General features: G+C 34.3%; 12 protein-coding genes. All 12 read right to left on the reverse strand.

Features of this window, described 5'->3' with window-relative positions; all coding sequences use genetic code 11:
• Positions 1-83 precede the first annotated feature (83 nt).
• Positions 84-2,183 (reverse strand): glycoside hydrolase family 97 protein, encoded by a 2,100-nt coding sequence (locus DOS84_RS03475; RefSeq protein ID WP_111408730.1) that lies wholly within the window; start codon positions 2,181-2,183, stop codon positions 84-86.
• 213 nt (positions 2,184-2,396) lie between these two features.
• A complete protein-coding gene (locus DOS84_RS03480; protein ID WP_111409061.1) occupies positions 2,397-4,319 on the reverse strand; it encodes a discoidin domain-containing protein in 1,923 nt (640 codons plus the stop codon).
• A gap of 171 nt (positions 4,320-4,490) precedes the next feature.
• On the reverse strand, positions 4,491-6,791 hold the full coding sequence (gene bglX / locus DOS84_RS03485) for a beta-glucosidase BglX (RefSeq protein WP_111408731.1): 2,301 nt from the start codon (positions 6,789-6,791) through the stop codon (positions 4,491-4,493).
• A gap of 390 nt (positions 6,792-7,181) precedes the next feature.
• Entirely contained in the window at positions 7,182-8,570 is a 1,389-nt protein-coding gene (locus DOS84_RS03490; protein WP_111408732.1) for a glucoamylase family protein, read from the reverse strand.
• 15 nt (positions 8,571-8,585) lie between these two features.
• On the reverse strand, positions 8,586-9,869 hold the full coding sequence (locus DOS84_RS03495) for a fibronectin type III domain-containing protein (RefSeq protein WP_111408733.1): 1,284 nt from the start codon (positions 9,867-9,869) through the stop codon (positions 8,586-8,588).
• Between the two features lie 81 nt (positions 9,870-9,950).
• The gene (locus tag DOS84_RS03500) at positions 9,951-10,886 is read right to left on the reverse strand and encodes a LamG-like jellyroll fold domain-containing protein (RefSeq protein WP_111408734.1); all 936 of its coding nucleotides are present in this window, start codon (positions 10,884-10,886) and stop codon (positions 9,951-9,953) included.
• Positions 10,887-10,904: 18 nt separating this feature from the next.
• Positions 10,905-12,359 (reverse strand): RagB/SusD family nutrient uptake outer membrane protein, encoded by a 1,455-nt coding sequence (locus DOS84_RS03505; RefSeq protein ID WP_111408735.1) that lies wholly within the window; start codon positions 12,357-12,359, stop codon positions 10,905-10,907.
• Positions 12,360-12,363: 4 nt separating this feature from the next.
• Entirely contained in the window at positions 12,364-15,375 is a 3,012-nt protein-coding gene (locus tag DOS84_RS03510; RefSeq protein WP_111408736.1) for a SusC/RagA family TonB-linked outer membrane protein, read from the reverse strand.
• A 242-nt stretch (positions 15,376-15,617) separates the two neighbouring features.
• Positions 15,618-18,362: a helix-turn-helix and ligand-binding sensor domain-containing protein gene (locus DOS84_RS03515; protein ID WP_111409062.1), complete on the reverse strand. Its 2,745-nt coding sequence runs from the start codon at positions 18,360-18,362 to the stop codon at positions 15,618-15,620.
• Positions 18,363-18,460: 98 nt separating this feature from the next.
• Complete coding sequence (locus DOS84_RS03520) at positions 18,461-19,660, reverse strand: acetate/propionate family kinase (RefSeq protein ID WP_111408737.1); 1,200 nt, start codon at positions 19,658-19,660, stop codon at positions 18,461-18,463.
• Positions 19,661-19,684: 24 nt separating this feature from the next.
• Entirely contained in the window at positions 19,685-21,778 is a 2,094-nt protein-coding gene (gene pta, locus DOS84_RS03525; protein ID WP_111409063.1) for a phosphate acetyltransferase, read from the reverse strand.
• A gap of 116 nt (positions 21,779-21,894) precedes the next feature.
• Positions 21,895-22,965, reverse strand: a complete 1,071-nt coding sequence (gene corA / locus DOS84_RS03530) for a magnesium/cobalt transporter CorA (RefSeq protein ID WP_111408738.1) — start codon at positions 22,963-22,965, stop codon at positions 21,895-21,897.
• Positions 22,966-23,048: the final 83 nt, after the last annotated feature.

The raw sequence follows: 23,048 nt of genomic DNA on the forward strand, positions 1-23,048 counted from the left end.
AAGTAAAATTGATGTTAAAATCAAAAAAAAATCCTGCTCACTTTAAAAGTTTACAGGATTTAATGAAATCACAACTAAGTTTATTACTTAATTGGTTCAAAACTAACGGCAGTTCCTCCACCAGGAGCCAAAACCAAATTTAATTTAGATTTATTCGTTACCTCAACAGTTCTGATTTTGTAAGCCATTGGATTCTTTTTCCAATCGGCATCTTTAGCATCTTCATAAATAATAGCTTTATACTTTTGACCTTTGGTTAAAAAATCTAGTGCTATTTCAGATTTTCTGGCATTTTCGTCTGTAATTGCTCCTAGGAACCAAGTTTCCTTTCCTTTAGTTTTTCTGGCAATGGTCAAATAATCTCCTGGTTCTGCTTCCAAAATTTTGGTATCATCCCAATCCAAAGCAACATCTTTGATGAATTGAAAGGCATCCATGTGTTTCTCGTAGCTTTCAGGTAAATCGGCGGCCATTTGCAAAGGAGAATACATCGTTACATACAAGGCTAATTGTTTGGCCAATGTAGTGTGAACTTGTTCTTTTTTATTTTTATCATAATAGCTCATTTTGATTTCGAAGATACCCGGTGTATAATCCATTGGTCCACCAAGAAGTCTTGTAAATGGTAAAATGGTTTCGTGACTTGGTGCATTACCAACACTCCAAGCATTAAATTCATTACCTCGTGCGGCTTCCGCGTCGATGTAATTTGGATACGTTCTACTGTAACCTGTTGGTCGAGACGATTCATGTGAATTGAGCATTAATTTATAATCAGCAGCACGTCTTGCTACAAAGTTGAAGTGGTTCACCATCGTTTGTCCGTCATGAAATTCGCCACGAGGAATAATTTTGCCAACATAACCGGTTTTTACAGCTGGGTAATCGTATTTTTTCATCAAATCGAAAGCGCGGTCCAAATGACGCTCATAATTAGCAACAGAACCCGAAGTTTCATGATGCATAATCATTTTTACGTTTTTTTCTTTGGCGTAAGCCGTAACTTCTGCCAGATTGAAATCAGGATAAGGAGTCGTAAAATCAAATACTTCTTCTTTCCAATTGCCCGCCCAGTCTTCCCAGCCTACATTCCAACCTTCGACTAATACTCCATCAAATCCATTTTTGGCAGCAAAATCAATATATTTTTTGGTATTTGCTGTTGTTGCGCCGTGTTTTCCTGTAGGAATTAAATCTTGCGACGATAAATTTTGTGCGTTTTGTGAACCTGCATAGTCCCAAGTAGATATTCCAACATGCATTTCCCACCAAATCCCAACATATTTCATTGGTTTTATATATGAAACATCGTCCAGTTTACAAGGCTCATTTAAATTCAAAATCATTTGTGACCCCACAATATCACGGGCATCTTTGCTTATCATAATTGTTCTCCATGGAGATACACAAGCTGCTTGCAAATAGGCTTTGTCGCCAATTGCATTCGGTACCAAATGTGAAGTAAGTTTATAATTGGTAACATCAACATCTAAATGCATGACTGGATAATTCACAACAGCTGCTTCAAATATATTGACATACAATCCCGAAGGAGATTTCATCATTAAAGGTGCTTGAACTCTACTTTTACCAAGATCCGTTGTCATGCCAATTCCTGTATTTTTGTCCAATTTTGCATTGTCAATTTCAGAAAGTTTGGTTTCGTTATAAGGATATTCATTGGTATCAAAATCGCCAGGAATCCAAAAGGCCTTATAATCTTCGGTTAAATTAAAATGAGTTTCTTCATCAGAAATAATGAAATAATTTAGTTTCTCTTGTTTTGGAAATTCATATCTAAAAGCCACTCCTTCGTCATAGACTTTGAAAACAATATTCATTTTTACATTGGTCGCTTTTTGAACCAAAGCAATGGTAAGTTCATTATAATGATTTACAATTGATGCTTTTTGACCTAAAACAGGTTTCCAAGATTCATTGAAAGTATCTGCTTTTGAAGACTGAACCTCAAAATTGGCATCAAGAGCCGTTTTGTCTTTGAGTTTTATCCCCAAAGTACTTTCTACAATAACGGGTTTGCCATTGTAATTTACAGTATAAGATGGTTGCCCATTATTTACCAATTTGAAATTTACCTCAAGGGCATTGGATGGGGATTTTACGCTTTGCGCATGAAGCAAACTCAATGCTAAAACGAGAATAATAGAAAATATTTTCTTCATTTGGTTATGTATTTATATAGATAGTAAAAATACTTATTTACATTATTAAATTCTAAATAAAATACAACTACCACCTTGTAGTAAAATCGAAAACGTTTTCGATTTTACTAATAAAGTAATTTAAAAATTCAATTCTTTAAAATGTATAAAGAATTGAATTTTTAGTCATCGTTTTTTTAAACTAATGTTTCTCTTTTACTGCTAAATCTAAACTTAATTCGAAACAGGAAGAGTGGTTTTCGCCCCAATTCCATTTTCATTAAACGCTTCTATCGCAAAATAATACCCTGTTCCCTTGTCTAATCCTCTAAAGTCATATGAATTTGCATCATAAACCATTATGCTGTTGTATAGTTTATCAGGGGCAATCCCATAGTAAATATTATAGCCGACAGCTCCAGGTTGTGTGACCCAATTAATCATTGCATTGCGGGAATCCTCAACACTTCTGCTTACTTTAAATCCAGTAACCGATTTTGGTTTTTCTGATAATCCATTTCCAAAAACACGAAAATCAGAAACAGCAAATAATCCTGATGCGTTGTGAATATTCACCATTTTTACATAACGGGCTTCAATTGGTTTTGTCAATTCAAGATAATCGTGCGGACTATCTTTATCGCTTTTGGATTTATCAACTACCAAAGTCCAATTTTGATTATCATCCGACATGAATATTTGGTATTGATAATAAATATCCATTGCCTTGTTATATTGAGTAGCTTTATGATCGGCATAATTAATTTGTAAAGCGTTAATTCTCATTTTTCTGCCCAAATCAATCTGCAGCCATTCTCCTGGTTTATCAGTTTTGGCCGACCAGTAGGTTTGAATATCCTCATCAGTCAAATTCTGGGCATTGTAACAAATTTTTTCAAATACTTTTTTTCCACCTGTATCCACTCTGTGTGTTTGTACATCCATACATTCTTCCGAAGAAGAAACTGTTGCCACTTTTCTATACGAAAGCAACATCCAACCTGAGAAAGTTCCTTTGGTTTGGTCACGCTTGTTATTTGGCAACAAAGTTGGGAAATCTCCATAAGAAGTAATCGAATACATAACATCATCTTTGTCAAATCCTGCAGGAAACATATCAATCCGGCGTTCAAAACGATCTTTAACCGAAATTTTACAGGTTCCGGTATTCCAATAATTACCGTAGTTATCGGCAAAAGTATTTCCGTGCCCTGCCCCAATTACAAATCCTCCCGGTTTATATGACATTGGATTATGCTTTTGATACGTAAACGGCCCCAAAGGACTATTCCCAACATGAACACCATTGGCATAGCCCTTAAATTCGGTGGCTGGAGCTCCATATTGCATGTAATATTTACCGTTGTGTTTCGTCATCCAAGCTCCTTCTATAAAATTGCCCCAAGGTGCTGGTTCCATATCATTATTGGGTCCAAAGCGCTCCCAACCGTGCGTAGAAGGATCCAAACCTACAACTGCTTTTATATCGCCATAAGGACGCTGAATATCCTCAACTTCGGTTGCTGCATATAGCTTTTCATAATCTGTCTGATTCCCCTTCGGTAACCAAGTATTATAATCTACCTCTACTCCACAAAGCGGTAATTTCCCACTCGAACCATAATACATATACACTTTTTTGTCATCATCCTGAAAAATTGCGGGATCCCAAGTAGGCAACATCGCAGTATTGACATGACGAACCCAGCGACCCGATTTTGGATCAGCAGTTTTCCAAACCGGGTGATCTTTTTTCCAAGTTGACCCTACATAAAACAAAGTATCGTTTACTACCCAAGCGGCTGGTGCGCACTGGTCATCATCACCAGGATTTCGTTGAAAACTACCGTAAACAAATTTCCAGTCCGATAAATCTTTGCTCCAGAAGAAACCAGCTTGATTGGTTGCAAACAGATAATAATCTCCTTTATAGGTGATAATTAATGGATCAGCACTGGAACGACGAGAATCAGGAATTCCATTATGGTTTGCTGTAGTATAATTGTACCCGATATTTATGGGATTACAATAAGTAGACGCTGATTTATTAGGATCAAACCATTTCGTTTTTCCAATACTATTGGTTTTAGATTGCGCCATACTGACTTGAAAGCAAATCAATAGCAACAATGCTGATATTAAATATAGTCTTCTCATTTTTATTTTTTTTATAACCATATAAGAAATATAAGTTCATTTAAGCAAGAATATAAAAATCAAAACCTTATATCTTCTTATATTTCTTACATGGTAAATCTTTAATTCTGGGTTTAAAAAAAGCCCTCCGTCTAACCAAAAACGAAGGGCAACCAAACAAACTAACCAAGCTTAATTTACTAAATTAAAACTTACCTTATTGTCTGCGTTTGAGTTCCCTCCAACGAAAACTTCAAACTGTCCAGGCTCAGCAACAAATTGCAAATCAGAATTGTAAAATTTCAAATCTTCAGCGCTAATTTCGAATGTTACCGTTTGTTTTTCTCCTTTTTTAAGGGCTATTTTCTGGAAACCTTTAAGTTCCCTAACTGGTCTTGTTACAGAACCAACTACGTCTCTTATGTACATTTGTACGGTTTCTTTTCCGTCATAATTTCCAGTGTTTGCAACCTCAATGCCTACGTTTACTTTACCATTGGAATTCATTTTATCCGATGAAATTTTCAAGTTTGAATAATCAAAATTGGTATAACTCAATCCGTAACCAAAAGGGAATAATGGCTCGTTTCTTTCATCTAAATAATTGGATCTGAATTTTTCGAATTTACCTTCTGTGTTAGAAAGTGGTCTTCCTGTGTTTTTATGCGCATAATAAATTGGCAACTGCCCAACACTTCTTGGAAAAGTAGTCGTTAATTTCCCTGAAGGATTTACATCTCCAAACAAAACATCGGCGATGGCATAACCTGCTTCGCTACCGGCAAACCAAACATTCAAAATTGCCGGAACCATTGCATTTTCATCATTTAATATTAATGGGCGACCATCAAATAAAACTAGAACTACAGGCTTCCCTGTTTTTAATAATGCATTCAATAAATCTTTTTGAGCCTGAGGAATTTCCAAATTAGTACGGCTACTGCTCTCTCCGCTCATTTCGGCAGATTCTCCTAATGCAGCCACAATAACATCTGCCTGATTGGCAATTTTTAAAGCTTCTGCAGTCATTTCTTCTTTGGAACGTTTGTCTCTGTTTAAAGTTTTTCCAAACATTGTAGCATTAGTTTCAAAAGTTTCGTCATAGTCTAAGTTACTTCCTTTGGCATAAAGTACATTAGTCGATTTACCCGCTACTTCTTTGATTCCAGCCAATAATGAAATACATTTATCCCCATTTGTGGCCACACTCCAAGTTCCAGACATATTGTTTTTGGCATCCGCCAATGGTCCGATAAGCGCAATAGTTCCCGATTTTTTCAAAGGCAACAACTGGTTTTTATTTTTTAGTAAAACCAATGATTGAGCAGCCGTTTTTCTAGCTTCATCTCTACTGCTTGCAGTAAAAATTTCAGTTTTAGCTCTTTTTTCATCACAATATTTATAAGGGTCTTGGAACAATCCTAAATCGTATTTGGCATTCAAAATAAGTGTTACTGCATTGTTGATTTGTTCAATAGTAACTTTCTTTTCATCCAATGATTTTTTCAAAGTGGTCAAAAATCCTTCACCAACCATATCCATTTCAACTCCGGCATTTAGAGCCAAAGCAGATACTGCTTGCAAATCACCCATTCCGTGAGCAATCATTTCAGGAATTCCTGTAAAATCAGTAACCACAAAACCTTTAAAACCCCATTGTTTTCTCAAAACATCTGTCATCAACCATTTATTTCCGGTTGCAGGAATTCCATCAATTTCATTGAAAGATGCCATAACCGAACCTGCTCCAGCATCAATAGCTGCTTTGTAAGGTGGAAAATAGTCATTGTACATTCTAATGTGACTCATATCGACTGTATTGTAATCGCGACCTGCTTCAGGAGCACCATATAACGCAAAATGTTTAACACACGCCAAAATGGAATTGTTTTTGGAAAGGTCGTGTTGTTGGTATCCGTTTACCATCGCTTTGGCAATTTGGCTTCCCAAAAAAGGATCTTCTCCAGAACCTTCGGAAATTCTTCCCCAACGTGGGTCACGAGAAATATCAACCATAGGCGAAAAAGTCCAATTGATTCCATCCGCACTTGCCTCCTGTGCGGCGATTTGAGCACTTCTTTCGATCAATTTCATATCCCAGGTACATGACAGTCCAAGAGGAATAGGAAAGGTCGTCTCGTACCCGTGAATTACGTCCATTCCAAAAATCAAAGGAATTTTCAAGCGGCTTTTTTCGACTGCAATTCGCTGAACTTCTTTTATTTTCTGAACCGATTTGATATTAAATAATCCACCGACCTTGCCTTCTTCGATTTTCTTTGCAACATCAGAGCTATTGGCTTGACCGGTGGTTATATCTCCCGAAGTTGGTAAATTCAATTGACCCAATTTTTCATCCAAAGTCATTTTGGATAACAACTCGGCCACAAATTCAGCTTTAGGTTTAATTACAACGGCTTTTTTATTTTCTTTCTTTTGGCTATAGCCCAAAAAAATGGAGCCTAAGAGTATTACAATTAATGTCTTTTTCATTTTTTTATTATTTTAAATACATCCCTCCCTTTATTGATGCACATCAGTAACCGTGTCGGGTTATCTGACTCTTTTAGAGCTTAGTATATATATTACTGTGTTATTTTCTTCGAATATTAGTATTTTATAACTCTATTATTGGTTCAAACAACCAATAGTATTGGTTTTAACCACCCCCATTACTGGTACAAACAACCAACAATACTGGTTTTAACCACCACTATTACTGGTACAAAGAACCAACAATACTGGTTTAAACTACCACTATTACTGGCAAAAACAACCAACAATACTGGTTTTAACTACCCTTATTAAGGGGTGTTTGTACCCCTATTAATGATATAAACAACCAATAGTTATGAATTATAATAACTTGTTATCTCTTTTAACTTAAAACCCATATTTTCCAGAATGAAAACCAAGATTCAATAAACCTTGCTTTACCTCCGGTGCATTCATAAACAATTTCCATATCAAGCCAGTACGATAATTTTCAATCATTGGAGCTATGGTTCCTTGGTCTATTGCCAAATAACGTGGTGTAACCCAACTATAATGTGGTGAAAAAGCATCATAAGGCCCTGCAATTCCTACATAAGTACTTTTCTTTTCATCATATAAATAATGTAAAAACTTCATACTTTCCGTCGGAGTATATGGAAAAGAAGACAATGCAGCTGTTGGAGTAATAACCCCTAAATCATTATCGGTGTCATGAGCAGAATAGCCTGTTGTTCCGTCAGTATTTCGGGAATAACTAGCTGTAAGACCCCAACATTTTTCAGAATAGCCGCCCCAATTTTTTGGATTAGCAACACAATGACTGTAAATGATTTTTGCCTGATTTTGGGTTAATTCCCAATAATTTGCATATTTATCCGATAATTGAGAAGGATCTAATCCTAAGTAAGAATATTGAGCCCAAAATAAAGGTCCAGTATTTCCACTTCCTGTATTGTATTTGAATACTAGAGGAATTCCATATTGTGTTTTACTAGTTGTAATCGTTCCGTTTCGTGCCCATCCTTCGTGATATGCGGCGGCAGGAATTGGATGAGTTGTGGAAGCAGCTCCTAAAATATAGGCAATCAAACATTCGTTGTATCCTTCCAATTTGAATTTCATTTCCCATTGATAGGTTGGTGACCAATGCCAATACATCGCGTTTTCACCATTTGTGTACCAACTCCATTCTACCCCTTTCCAAAGATTATCCGCTTTGGCAGACAATGCTTTTTCTTGATTATTTCCATCTTTGAAATATTCTCTCATGGCAATCAAACCTTGGCATAAAAAAGCAGTTTCCACTATATCCCCACCATCATCTTTATTCCCAAAAGAAATGGCATGACCAGTGTTTCCATCTATCCAATGTGACCAAGCTCCGTGAAAACGGTCGGCTTTTTCCAGAAAATCCATTGCGATGGTCATTCGAGTAACGGCTTCGGCTCTTGGAATAAAACCTCTTTCTACTCCAACAATCAAAGACATTAAACCAAAACCTGAACCTCCAGTGGTTACTTTGTTGGCTTCGAAACTTGGATCGTCTGTGTGATAACGCTCTCTGCCTAATTTTGAATTAGGTTCGGCATAATCCCAAAAATACTTTATGGCATCTTTTTGAACCTGATTCAAGACTTCATCATCTGTCAAAGCTGTGACAGGAGGTTTTGGAGTTGTAGGCAATGGCGTACCTCCAGTATTCCCATCCGATGGATTTGATGATGAACATGAATTGAAAAAACTCAAAAAAAATATTAAGAATAGATGATTTTTCATTTTTAATTTATCTAATTAATTATTCCATAAATTAGCATTAGACCAAGCACTAAAATCTGTTTCTCCACCATCAAGACATTTAGACTTTACTCTAAACTTAATAAATTTTTCTCCTGAAATTGAGCTTGTAATAATTGTTGTAGCATATGAAGTACTTGAAGTACTAAAAGTCCCCGATACTTTTTGGCCTGCTAAATTATATATCATATATTCTCCATTATACATTTGAGAATTCGCACTTTTTATCCAATTGAAAGTTCCCGTTCCTCCACTGTTATAAATATTTAAACCTGTTGGCCTTTCACAAGTTGGAGCTAGAATAGTTACCCAATCTGTATGCATATTACACTCTTGAAGAAATCTAAACTTAAAGTTGTGATTAGATGGTATATTATAGAAAAAACAATAATAATAATCTGGAGCTGATGAATATGCTATTTGAGTCGCTCCACCACTATTACTCACTAAATCAAAATATTCCATCGTATAATATGTAACATTTGGAACTGGAACAAACGATATTCTCCATGCTCCATCCAATGGAGTTGCATTTAGATTAGTAGGTTTAGATGTTGGGCAAGGGGGAGGTGGTAATGTCGAAACTGATCCAAATGCCCAATTTCCAGAATAATAATCCGGAAAATTAGTAGAACACTCAGCTCTCAATTGCCAATCGTATTTAGTATTAGATGTTAAATTAGTAATAGTCTGTGTACATGTAGTAGAATTGCAAACTACATTATCCAAAAGTAAAACAGAACTACCACTAACTCCATTTGTCGAATACCCAAAAGTATATGAAACTGCTCCCGGAACTTTATTCCATTTTATTGTTATAGCGTTCTGTAAACCTTTAGCGTCTATGCCAGTTGCTATTGGCAAATTACAAGTGGGAATAGTTATTGGAGCACCAATATAGTTGACCGTAATTCTTATTTGAGGAGAGTTACAGCTTCCATTATTTGTAAATAAGTAAGTAATCGAAGTATTTGCGGTTACTGTTTTTTTAAATTTAAATTTTATTACCGTAGAGTGACCTGGAGTTAAAGAAGTTATATTATCAGTGTAGTTAATCCCTGTATACCCATCAATATTAGAACAAGTATTCGCTGGCTGAACTCCAACTAATGTGGTTGGCATATTACCTGAACAAGTTACAGTTATAGGAACTAAGACTTCAACTCCTGAATTCGCTGAAATTGTTGTTGACGAAGGGGAATAACTTACTGAATTTTGAGATAACATAATTTGAGTACTAAACAATAGAAACAGTACTATGCCTGAAGTATATTTATTCATTTTTTTGTTTTTTATTTTACTAATTAATGACTAAAAAAATACACACCTGATTTTGAGTTGATCAGGTGTGCAAATAAATCCTTATCTTTTATCTTTTTCTAATTTGTATAAAGCAGTAACCTCATTATCAGTAAGAGCGGAATCATAAATTCTGAATTCATCTATTAATCCTACAAAACTAGTTGCCCAACCTTGATCAGAACCGTTATTTAAAGGGGGGGTTGTTTCAAATTGGTGTGTTCCAAAAACAATTTTCCCATTTGTGCCAACCATTTCAAATGCTCCGTATTTTGGTGCATTGTTTGGGTTACTCGGTCCACCTGGGTCATTTGCATACCATATAGCGCTTGTGTTTAATACCCCGTTTGCATAACATGAAATTGTACTTGTTCCAGAATTATAACATAAAACAACATGAACCCAGGTATTTAAACTATTATCAATATTCATAATAATGGCTTGTGTTTTCCAAACCACACCAGTTCTTCCATTTTCTACTTCCAATTTTACTCGCAATCTATCAGGAAAAGGACTGTCCGGGTTTTCTAAAAACAAATTAATTCCTCCCCAAAATTCCGTTGGTCTAACGATTGAAAAAATACCTTGTGCTCCTTTTCCTTGAGCAGGGCTTCCTCCATCTGGAACTGTATTAGCTGTATTCATCCAAAATGAAATTGAGTAATCATTTAAAGAAGTAATTTTAGAAGTAGCATTTCCTATAGCATATCTAGCTTCTGAACTAGAACCTAAATAAGCATTTCCTTTTATTCCATCACCAAATCCTACATTAGTTCCTACAAGACCTGTAATATTACTTTTACTGTCATTTAAATTTCCATCAAAACTAAATTTAGAAATTAAATGGTCTGCCGCAACATCATCAGAGCTATCATATCCACCAATTGACTCATAAGGAATTGGGTCGTTAACTTTATCTATACTATCCTCATTACAGCTCCCAAAAAATTGTGCAGCTATAACCGAAGCAAATAAGAAAATATATTTATTTTTTTTCATTTTTACAGTTTTTAAGAATTAATAACCAGGATTTTGTTGTGACAATCCGCCTGCTTGATTTATGAATAAAGCTGGAATAGGAAACAGTTCATTTTTCCCTTCAGTAAAGACTTTTCCATCTACCTCAAAAGCTGCTTTAGCTTGACCTGTGCGAACTAAGTCAAAAAATCTATCATGCTCAAAAGCCATCTCTACTCTTCTTTCTTTCCAAATAGCTATTCTAACATCCGTTTGAGACACAGCAGTAGTATTCCCCAGCCCCGCTCTGTTTCTTATTTGGTTTAAAAACGGAATTGCTTCTGATGTTTGTCCTAATTCATTTAAAGCTTCAGCCTTCATTAACAAAACTTCAGCATATCTAAGGTATTTAATATCAACATCCGTTTCCCATGCATTTGTATAAGCTGATGAATACGCTTTGTAGTTATAACGCTCATTCTCTACTGTATTTGGCACTAACCTGCCATCATATAATGTTTGACCTCTAAAAATAATAGTGGCTGCTTTTCTGACATCACCTGCTTCATATGCATTAACTAAACTCTGAGACGGCGTATTGAAACCCCATCCCCAACCACCAGTACCACGAGCACCTTGTGTGTTAGAATATCCCTCAATTCCTTTGACTGGATCTGCACCGTAAGCATAAATTTCGAAAATAGATTCAGAATCAAATTTTCCTGTAGCTTTGAACATTGAGGCATAATCACTAACGATAGAATAACCTGTAACCTTATTACAATTATCAATTACTTTTTGCCAATTTTCTTGATACAAACTAACTTTTGCCAATAAAGCATAAGCTGCACCTTTTGAAGCTCTTGATCTTTCATTTACTGAATAAGCTGATTTATCTGGCAATGCAGCAATTGCCTCGTTTAAATCACTTTCGATAAAAGCATAAACCTCTGCAGATGTTTTACGAGTCAGCTGCATGATTCGATCAGAATCTGAACCAGGAACCGGCAAATGATCTACAATTGGTACTCCACCGTAGCATTTCACCAAAGTAAAATACATAAAAGCTCTTAAAAATTTAGCTTCCCCAATTAACCTAGCTCTTAAATTTGGATCAGCCTTATCTAATTTTGGAATAATGTTTAAGGCTTGATTGCATCTGTTAATTCCATCATAATTTGCAATAAAAGTACTTTCTGCAGAGGGGTTTGAAGCATTGTAAGTTAAGGCATCCAGCACATCCTTATCAGTACCGGTATCTCCAGGTGAAGAACCTTTATCGGCATCATCGGAGGTTATACTTGAAAGACCTATCCATCCGAATGAAGTCATATCCCAATTCAAGAATTTATTATAAATGGCCGTAACAAACTGAGCTGCACCTGCATCATTATTATATAATTCTGTATCTTTTGTAGAAATAGATTCTGTTTGGTCTACATCTAAATAATCGTCTGCACAACCCGCAAAAAAGAACGTTGAAAATACAAACGTTGCTATATATATCTTTTTCATTGTATTAAAATTTTAAATTAGCACCAATTACAAATGATCTTAATGTTGGATAAGCATCAAGCTCGACACCTTGCGTTCCATAAGGATTTCCATCTCCGTTTAATTCAGGAGAGAAACCTGAGAATTTTTGTGTAATAAATGGGTTGATAGCGTTTACATAAATTCTGCAAGAACTAATAAAATTATTACTTTGAATTGGCAGTTTATATCCTAATGTAATATTGTTGATTCTAAAGAAATCGCCAGACTCTAAATAATAAGTAGATGCAACTGGCACTTGATTAAATGGTGCAGGATTAGAAGCGTTCAGGTTATTTGGTGTCCAGAAATCTGTAGCAAGAGATTCTTCGATGTTCTCGCCTGAAAAACGCTGAGCTTTTTTACCGTTATAAACTTTTGCACCATTAGTTCCATATCCATCAACTGAAAAGTCAAAGTTTTTGTAATTAAACCCTAATGATACTCCGTAGTTTGATTTTGGTAAACTAGAGCCAACATATTTTTTATCTGTACCTGCTTTTAATGCATCTTGCGTAACTTTTTCTCCAGCGGCATTATAATACATCATTTTACCGTTTGTAGTATCGAAACCAGCATATTCATAGATATAAAAACTTCCTAGTGGTTGGCCAACTGTAGTATTATCTAACATTTTAGTATCTTGCCCATTACCTAATCCTCCTCCAACTTGTTGAGTTAAAATAACATTTTTTAAACCTGTTAGTTCATTTTTGTTATTCGAAAAATTACCACCAACCCAATAGCTAAAGTCGTCATTGATTTTATCATCCCAACGCAAAGAAATCTCATATCCTTTGTTAGAAACTTCTCCAACGTGTGCTGGCGAAGCTGCTGTGATTCCAGAAGTTAAATATGGTTTAGTATTTAAAATTACGTTTGAAGTATTTTTATCATACAAATCAAAAGCTCCTTTTAATCTGCTGTCTAATAATTCAAAATCTAAACCAACGGAAGATTCTTCTGTTATTTCCCAAGATAAACTAGGATCAATTTGAGAGCTGATAGTTGTTCCTTGATTTAAAATTGAACCTCCTAAATAAGCATTTGGACCAGAAGTATAAGACTGATTGTTAAGCGGCACGTTTTGATTACCTAATCTACCCCAACCACCTCTTAATTTCAACATATTAATTACTTTCACATCTTCCATAAAGTTTTCTTTGGTTATAACCCAACCTAAACCAAAGGCAGGGAAATTACCCCAACGGTAATCTTTTCCGAAATTTGAAGATCCGTCACGTCTAATAGTTCCTGTAAATAAGTATCTCTCCATTAATTTATATTGGAAACGACCAAAATAAGATGCTAGCTTTGTTTCGTTAAAAACTTCATCTTTGTAATTCTTAATATCTGCTTCATAATCATTATCTCCTGTTAAAGACCAATAGTTAGAATTCGAATTAACATTTTTCCTAGCAATTGTCAGTTTTTCTCTCGGGCCTCTAACTGAAGTCTCGATACCTGCTGTCAACTCTACATCATGAATTTCACCAAACACTTTGTTATAAGTCAGGTAGTTAGATAAATTCCAGTTAAAATATTCTTCTCTACCTTTAGTCAATAAATTTATATTATCATTTGGAAATTCATTTTCATAATCACTTGGAACCTTGTTAGGGTTTGCTGCCAACCAAATGTTCTTAGTGTCATCAAAATTGTATTGCTTCCAAGTGTAATATTCCCCATTAAATTGTGAAGTAAATTTTAATGATTTTATAATTTCATAATCTAATTTCAAACCACCCTGTAAAGTTACACTTCTTTGTTGCTCATCAAAAAAATTCAATTGAGCCACTGGATTTCCAACATTGTTAAATGAAGATCCAGTTTCGCTTGCAAACCCGTCATCGCCTACACGAGAAACTCCATATTTCCCATCAGGAAAATAAACTGGCACAATTGGCGATTGTTTGTATGCATTTGTAAAAGCACTTAACGGCTTAGGCTTAGATTTTGCAGATGTAAAACTGAAAGTTTGATTTAAAGTCAGTTTTTTAGAAATTTTATATTCATTATTATTCCTAAAAGTTGTACGACCATAGTCTAAACCATTTAAAACTGCTTTTTCTTCGTAGTTTCCTAAACTGAAAAAGTATTTTATGTTTTCAGATGCGCCTGAAATAGATATGTTATTTTGAGTATAACTTCCAGTTCTGGTAATCTCGTCAAACCAGTCAGTGTTAACGGGTTGATCTTGCGAAAATGTAGTCGATTGTAATGCTACATTAGAGTAATGTGAATATTTATTACTACCGGCCATTTTAACCCTTTTTAAAGGCTCTCTCATACCTGCAAAGCTTTCAATTTCAACAGAAATTTTCTCCCCTTTACCTTTTTTAGTCGTAATAATGATTACTCCATTAGCAGCTCTAGTACCATAAATTGCAAGTGCAGAAGCATCTTTTAAAATTTCATAAGAAGTAATATCATTTGCGTTAATGTTATTGATGTTTTCTGTTTGCATTCCATCAACAACATATAAAGGGGTTCTCCCTCCTAAAGCAGTACCCAAACCTCTAATAATTACTGAAGGTGTACTACCTGGTAAGTCAGATGAAATTACCTGTACACCAGCAGCTTTACCTTGAATAGCTTGTGAAGCATTCAAAACTTTTGTTTTGGTAATTTCTTCTGCTTTTATGGAAGAAATAGCTGTAGTATTATCTATTTTCTTTCTTGTACCGTATCCAATAACTACTACTTCTTTCAATGCAGTGTCTTTGGATTCTTTCATAATTATAGTCATTGGTGTCAAAGTTGCAGCGACTGATACAGATTCAAAACCGACTAAACTAATTTTTAGTATATCGCCCTCTTTGGCATTAATACTAAAACTTCCATCAAAATCAGTATCAGCGGAAACATTTCCTGCAACAACAAATGCTCCAGGAATTCCCATTCCATTCTGATCCGATACTTTTCCTTTGATTACTTGACCAGACATATAGGCTGGAAGTAGAATGAGTGCTAAAAAGCTAAAAATAAAATTTCTCATAGGTTTGTTAAACGTTTAAGTTAGTTCAGCTAAATTAGTTTAATACAACGTTGTAGTAACCAAAACAGCACTACTACACGAATACATCAAATCATGATAATTCGCCAACAAACCCTTATTTTAAAGAACTTTACAAACCTAATGAAGTACTGCATCAAAGGTATATGATGTAGTGATGATGCGTTGTTATTCCGTAATAAAAATGCAAAAAAAGTATATTATCTATAAAAAAACAAGCTATTTTATACAGATAATAAAAACTTAGAAAGGTTTTCTTCTTGAGAAAGCCCCAATTTTTTTCTTAAACGATAGCGATGAAGTTCCACTCCCCTAAAGGAAATATTCATCATAGGGGCTATTTCTTTGGATGAAAGATTCATTTTTAAGTACACACACAGCTTAATATCCTTTGGAGTTAAATTTGGATATTTCTTTGAAAGGGCAATAATGAATTCATTATTAATTTGATTGAGATTGGTCTCAAAAACTTCCCATTCATGCTTATTCACAGCATTAATTTTTATGGCTTTCTTAATCTCACTTTTTAATTTATTGAAATCGGATTCCGTATCCAAGATATTCTGAATATTTTCAATCATTTCACTTTGCTTAGCTATTGAAAGTGATTTACCCGCAACTTCAGAAGATTTTGATTGTAATTCCAATTCCAAAATATGTTTCTCATATTCCTGGCTATTCAATTCATTTTCGGCTTTTAATTCCATTTCCAAAATTTCCTTCTGATGCTTTAATTCTTCTTTTTGCAATTTTAGCTTCTGAATGTATTTCATCTTATTCCATTTATAATAAAGATAAAGGATGAGCCCGATCAAAATCATATAAACCAAAATCATCCAAGCAGAAAAATACCATGCTTTGGCCACAACAAATTGAAAATTGGCTATTTTATCATAATTTAAACCGTCATTACTATAAATAGTGACATCGTGGGAACCGCTGCTTAAGTTATTCAAAAGAATCAATCCTTCTTTGATAGGAAAAAAATCTTTTGTTCCATTTATTTTATAAAACAAATCTGGTTTTGTCGCACCATAAATCCCAGATATTACATTTATCCTAAGCTCTGAATTATGATTAATTTTTGAATTATTCTCAACCAAAATATTATCATTAAAAGCTTCAATCTTCACTGCAGGCCTCTTCTTTGCGTCGTATTTTAGATCAAGTGAAATAAAACCATCATCCAAATTCAGTAAATAATTATTTCCGTCCTTAAAAACTTTTAGATTGTCATTGATGATTTTTCCTTTATAGTACTTCTCTTGAATACTGTTTCTGATGAATTTAGTACCCTCCGCATATATATGGTACAAAAGTCCATCCTGAAGTACCATAAAATGATTTTCATCAATAGTCACAATATCAGAGGCATTTTTAAAATTAGCATTAAACAGTTCATTTGCTTCTAGTTGATTAGTAATGGAATTAAAAGTATACCAAGAATTGTCTATCAAAAAAAGAATTTCATTTCGGAATTCAAATATCTTAACTCCAAAGTCATTGCTTATTTTACTGCGTTGAGTGACATTATCAACTTTGGGGGCCACATAGTCTTCATTATACAAAATACGATACAACCCTCTGTTATTATCTGCAGCCCAAATTTCATTTTTCCGGTTTTGCGCAAGATATTTGATAGGTTTCAATATTCCTTTTATTGCTATATTTTGTTTTAAATCATTAGCATCATTGTAAATAACAACCCCACTGTAGGTCGCCTGCAAATACGAATTATTAATACTGCTTTTGGCCAAATTCCAACCTCCATTAATGTTGTTCAATTTACTGAACAAACCGTTTTTATAAGTATAAGTTCCCTCGTTATGACCAATCAGATACTGATCGTTTATTTTACTGATATTCCAAGCTTGCCCTTGCGTGTTGGGGATTAATGAAAGTTGTTTATTTTCATATTTGAAAACACCATGATTGGAGGCCATCAAATAGCCTTTTGGAATACTTGCCACTGAATATACAGAACCTAAAATTCCAGAGCTGTCATAAAATATCGAAATTGGAGAATTGACTTCAATATGGGCTATTCCATTATCGAGTCCCAGCCATAAATCATTCTCTTTATCCTGACCTATACTCAAAATTGAGTTGTTCATCAAGACGTTATTTCTATTAATATTTTTATAGGATTCATCATTTAAATCCAAAATATAAACACCTTTATTGGCAGTCCCAATAATCAACTTATTGTTTTTGATGAATTGAGCCACATTAATATTGGCCGTTTTCAATATGTCGTTTAAATCATTCTTCCAGGGGCTCAAAACATTATTCTCAAACACATAAACTCCACTTTTTTTTGTGAAAAAATAAATTTTATTTTGATGTTTTTGAATACTATGAATTACATTATTTTCCAAAAGAGACAATCCATTTACTTTTTCGATTTTTCCATTATCCAACCGAAAGATTCCTTTTTCAACAGAAGCGATCAATATTTGGTTATCGACAACAAAACAATAGGAAATCAAAAAACGAAATTGTTTTTCCTTTATAACCTTACCGTCAAACACGAAAATACCATTAAAAGACTGAAAGTAAATTTTGTTGTTAAACTTGAATATTTTCCAGATTTCTTCATTATTATTGGCGTCAAAAACCTTTTTCCCTTTCGTAATGGAAACATAATGCATCTTGGCGTCTTTACGAAACCAATAACCAAATTCTTGATAAGAACCCGAATAAATACGGTCTCCGTCCACCATTATGGATCGAATAATTGTTTTGTTGGGTAGCGTATATTTCTCCCATTTTACACCATCATATCGCAACAAATAATAATTATTGGCAAAATACATGGCATTGTCATTTCCCTGTACCACATTCCAAATCTGGTTATCACCTTGATAATTTGATTTACTATAGTTTTCAACAAAAGGAAGCAACTCTTGAGCAAATAATTGCGATGACGTAAAACAAAAAAAGAGTATGTGGAGTAGTTTAGTTTTCAAAACGCGAAGATTTTTCATCAAATATAATTACATTTCTTCAATAAAAATCACAAAAAAAGCCCCTGAACACAGAAGCTTTTTGATGAAATAATTTTATTTTATTTTAATAGCAATTCATAAACCTGATTTGCTATTTCTATTTCTTCATTAGTAGGAATAACTAAAATTTTTGTTTTTGAATCCGGAGTATTTATTTCCCGAATTTCTTTGGAACGAATTTCGTTTTTGGCAGAATCCAATTCTAATCCAAAATAATCCATATCGGTACACACTAATTTTCTGATGTAGGATGAATTCTCTCCAATACCGGCAGTAAAAATAATAGCATCCAGCCCATTCAAAACGGCAGTATAAGAACCTATGAATTTCTTAATCCTGTAGGCATTCATATCCAAAGCCAATTGGCAATCCAAATTTCCTTTTTCGGCATTAGATTCGATGTCCCGTAAATCGCTATATCCGGTAAGGCCAAGCATTCCGCTTTGTTTTTGCAACAAATTATTCACGGCATCCAATGAATAACCTAATGAATTAACCATGTGAAAAATTATTGACTGATCTACATCGCCGCTTCGCGTTCCCATAATCAAACCGTTCATAGGCGCAAATCCCAAGGTATGATCAATACTTTTCCCGTCTTTTATGGCAGTCATGCTGCATCCGTTTCCTAGATGTATGGTAATAATTCTTGATGATTTCCCAGAATTCTTTTCATTCAAATAACAAATTGCTTTTTCCGAAACATATTTATGGCTTGTTCCATGAAAACCATAGACACGTATCTTATTTTCTGTCAAAAGAAAATTAGGTATCGCATATTTGTGGGCTACAACCGGAATTGTTTGGTGAAAAGCGGTATCAAAAACAGCTACTTGTTTTGCAGAACTGAAAATTTCTTCAGCAACATTTATTCCCTCTAAATTGGCAGGATTATGTAAAGGCGCTAAATCTGAAAGTTGTCTGATTTTGTCCTTTACTTCTTTTGTAATCGTTACTGTATTCGAAAAATCACTTCCTCCGTGCACCACACGATGACCAACAGCCTCAATCTCCGAAGTACTTTTGATAACCCCAACTTTATCATCCATCAACAATTGGGAAATCTTCTGCAATCCAATTTTATGATTGGCAATTGGTAGTGTTTCCTCTACTTTGACAGTATTGGTCACATAACTAAAATTTGAAGACTCTAAACCTATTCTGTCAATCATCCCACTACAAATTACCTCATTGGCAGGCATGTCAATCATTTGATATTTAATAGACGAACTTCCCGAATTTATAATTATTATTTTCATTTAAAATTTTATTTAATTAAAAAGCTATAATCCCTGTGCTTGTATAGCTGTTATTACTACTGTATTTATAATGTCGTCAACGGTACAACCACGACTCAAATCGTTTACGGGTTTGTTCAAACCTTGCAACATTGGTCCAATCGCCAATGCTCCCGTTTCTCTTTGAACCGCTTTATATGTATTATTTCCTGTGTTCAAATCGGGAAAAATCAATACACTGGCACGTCCTGCTACTTCAGAATTTGGCATTTTGCTTTGACCCACTTCCAAATCAACAGCAGCATCGTATTGTATTGGTCCTTCGATTTTAAGATCTGGACGTTTTTGTTTTACTATTTCGGTAGCCGTCCTTACTTTATCGACTTCATCTCCTTTTCCAGATGAGCCTGATGAGTACGATAACATGGCTATTTTGGGCTCAATTCCAAAAGCAATACTTGAATCGGCGGATGAAATCGCAATTTCTGCCAACTGTTCCGCAGTAGGATTCGGATTGATGGCACAATCTCCAAAAACAGAAACACGGTCTTCCAAGCACATAAAAAATACTGAGGACACCACTGATGAGTTTGGTTTGGTTTTAATAAACTGTAGCGCTGGTAAAATGGTATGTTGCGTTGTATGTGCAGCACCGGAAACCATTCCGTCTGCATGCCCTTTGTATACCATCATTGTTCCAAAATAAGAAACATCTTCCATTAAATCCCTAGCCATTGCAAGAGTTACATTTTTTGCTTTTCGCAACTCATAATAGGTATTTACATAATCCTCATAATTTTCAGATTCAATTGGATTAATGATTGGTACTTTAGAAAAATCAAAATCCAAGCCTAATTCGGCAACTTTACTTTCTATTTGTTTTTTATTTCCAATAATAGAAATATCCACTACATCCATTGCCAGCAAACGGGATGCAGCAATAATAATCCTTTCATCATTTCCTTCCGGCAAAACAATATGCTTTCTATGGGCTTTGGCTCTTTTCACCATATTGTATTGAAACATTTTAGGTGTCATTCCTTCTGCTTTAAAAGCATTAAATTTGTCGATTAAAACATCCAAATCAACGTATTTATCAAACGTATTTATCGATGTCTCAATTTTTTGAATATTATTGGCATATATTTTTGACTTAATATTTCCAATTTGATTGGCAATATGATAGGTACCGCCTTCGACGGTTATGATTGGCACCACAGAAGAAAGCCCTTCTATTAATTTCAAAATACTGTCTTCTGGAATTATATTCCCCGTTAAAACAATTCCTGAAACGGTTGGATAATTAGCTGATTCATTTGCCTGCAATGCCCCAAGGATAATATCGGCTCTATCGCCTGGAGTGATAATAAGGTTATTTTCTTTAAGGTGTAAAAGATAGTTACATAATTGCATCGCACCAATGCTATAACTACTCACCTGATTGTTCAAATATTCCTGGCCAAACAATACTTTAGCATTCAATACTTCAACAATTTCTTGCATCGTAGGATTATTCAAACTACCAATTAATGGAATCGAATTGACTAGAATTGATTCTGGCAAACTTTTTTGTAATCCAGTTGTCACCAATTCTAAATTTTCAGGTTGTACTTTATTTGCAATTACCGCCAATACTTCAACTTCTTTTACTTTAAATGAATTATAGGCTAAATTCAAATTGTCGATTAATTCTTCTAATGTTTTCCCTTCTCCGGAGCCAACAATTATGGTAGGAATTCCAAGATTTTTGGCAATCAGCACGTTCATGTCCAATTCTATGACAGTTCCTTCTCCCGTAAAACTAGTTCCTTCTACCAACACAAAATCAAAACGGTCTTCCAGTTGTTTGTATTTTTCAATAATCAAATCAACAACTTCGCCTAATTTTCCATTATTTTTTTTCTTTATTAATTTACTTTTAGTAATCGCATATGCATCTTCATATTTAATATCTAAATCAAAATAAGATATAACCATCTCGATATGAGTATCCTTTTTTCCCTCTTCATAATCTTCAATCACGGGCCTGAAATAACCCACTTTTGCAGTCTTTCCCAACAGCATTCTCAGTAACCCCAAGGTAATTATTGTCTTACCGCAATTCTCCTCAATCGTTGCGATATATATAGCTTTTTTCATATTCATACTTTTAAAATTTAAAACCTTTAAACGCTTTATACAAAATTATATCTTTAATTTTCCACTAAATATGACCAAAATCAGCTTTAAATAATAAACTGTTATTTAAAAAAAAATTAAAACCATCTTCGCCTTTTGAAATAAAAAACCATCCCAATTACTACCAAGGACATAAAGACCATTACCAAATAATATCCGTTGTGAGCTCTTAATTCGGGCATATTGTCAAAATTCATTCCATAAACTCCCACAATAAAAGTAAGCGGGATAAATATGACAGAGATGATTGTAAGTGTTTTCATAATCTCATTCATTTTATGAGTTTGTGCCGCAAAAAAGAAATTTGAGGCGCTTTCCAGAGATCCCATATCGGATTCTATTTGTTCCAAAAGCTCCAAACACTTTTGATGCAAACGGGTAAAAAAGCTAAAATTATCCGATTCAATTTCATTAAAAACATTGTCCTCTTTTATACTTTTAATAGCATATAATGAATCACGAAGTGGAATAATGGAGCGTTTCAAGAAATTAAAATTATCCCTATGCTTCTCTATTCTTTCCAAAATAATAGGATCAGCGCTAGTTTTGGTGAGGTTAATTAGATCTTCTATTTTATCTTCCTCGTTTTCTATAGTTATATAAAAATTACCAATAATGGCATCCAACAGAATATACAATAGATAATCTGCATTCTTGGTTCGTACAATTCCTGAATTGGTTCGAATGCGTTCGCGTATATGGGTAAAAAAATCACTCCTTTTTTCCTGAAACGAAATTAAAATTCCTTTTTTTAATAAAAAACTAATTTGCTCCACCCTTATATCATCTGAGTTTTCTGTCGGTAACATCGATTTTATGTTAAAAAACAAAACGTCTTTTTCCTCCTCGAGTTTGGTTCTTTTTCCGATATTCAAAATATCGGCCAACATGAAATTGTCTATTTCAAAATAATTGGCAACTTCTTTGAGCAAATCAATATCATTCAGACCGTGAATATTTAACCAATTTGTTTTAGTATAATCAATATGCTTTTCCAAATTGGCAATAGTACCATTCTCATATTCACTTACCGTACAATCGTTATAAACAAACAATTGCATTTCGATTTCCTTGTTTCTGTGTAGACCCGTATATTCTAAACTATAGGGCTGTAATCGTTTGCCTTTCTTGTATTTAATCTTTCTCATAAAATAATTTGTATAGTAATATTACAAAAAAAAACTGTACGTTCCTGACTTTAAAACACAAAAAAACCGAGCTATTACTAGCT

The sequence above is a fragment of the Flavobacterium aquariorum genome (genome assembly GCF_003254745.1).
In the GTDB taxonomy this organism is placed as follows: Bacteria; Bacteroidota; Bacteroidia; order Flavobacteriales; family Flavobacteriaceae; genus Flavobacterium; species Flavobacterium aquariorum.

Coding starts and splice junctions, on each gene's coding strand:
- DOS84_RS03500 (WP_111408734.1), bottom strand. CDS start 10,886: ATGAAAAAAAATAAATATATTTTCTTATTTGCTTCGGTTATAGCTGCA.
- DOS84_RS03480 (WP_111409061.1), bottom strand. CDS start 4,319: ATGAGAAGACTATATTTAATATCAGCATTGTTGCTATTGATTTGCTTT.
- DOS84_RS03475 (WP_111408730.1), bottom strand. CDS start 2,183: ATGAAGAAAATATTTTCTATTATTCTCGTTTTAGCATTGAGTTTGCTT.
- DOS84_RS03495 (WP_111408733.1), bottom strand. CDS start 9,869: ATGAATAAATATACTTCAGGCATAGTACTGTTTCTATTGTTTAGTACT.
- DOS84_RS03520 (WP_111408737.1), bottom strand. CDS start 19,660: ATGAAAATAATAATTATAAATTCGGGAAGTTCGTCTATTAAATATCAA.
- corA (WP_111408738.1), bottom strand. CDS start 22,965: ATGAGAAAGATTAAATACAAGAAAGGCAAACGATTACAGCCCTATAGT.
- DOS84_RS03505 (WP_111408735.1), bottom strand. CDS start 12,359: ATGAAAAAGATATATATAGCAACGTTTGTATTTTCAACGTTCTTTTTT.
- bglX (WP_111408731.1), bottom strand. CDS start 6,791: ATGAAAAAGACATTAATTGTAATACTCTTAGGCTCCATTTTTTTGGGC.
- DOS84_RS03490 (WP_111408732.1), bottom strand. CDS start 8,570: ATGAAAAATCATCTATTCTTAATATTTTTTTTGAGTTTTTTCAATTCA.
- pta (WP_111409063.1), bottom strand. CDS start 21,778: ATGAAAAAAGCTATATATATCGCAACGATTGAGGAGAATTGCGGTAAG.
- DOS84_RS03510 (WP_111408736.1), bottom strand. CDS start 15,375: ATGAGAAATTTTATTTTTAGCTTTTTAGCACTCATTCTACTTCCAGCC.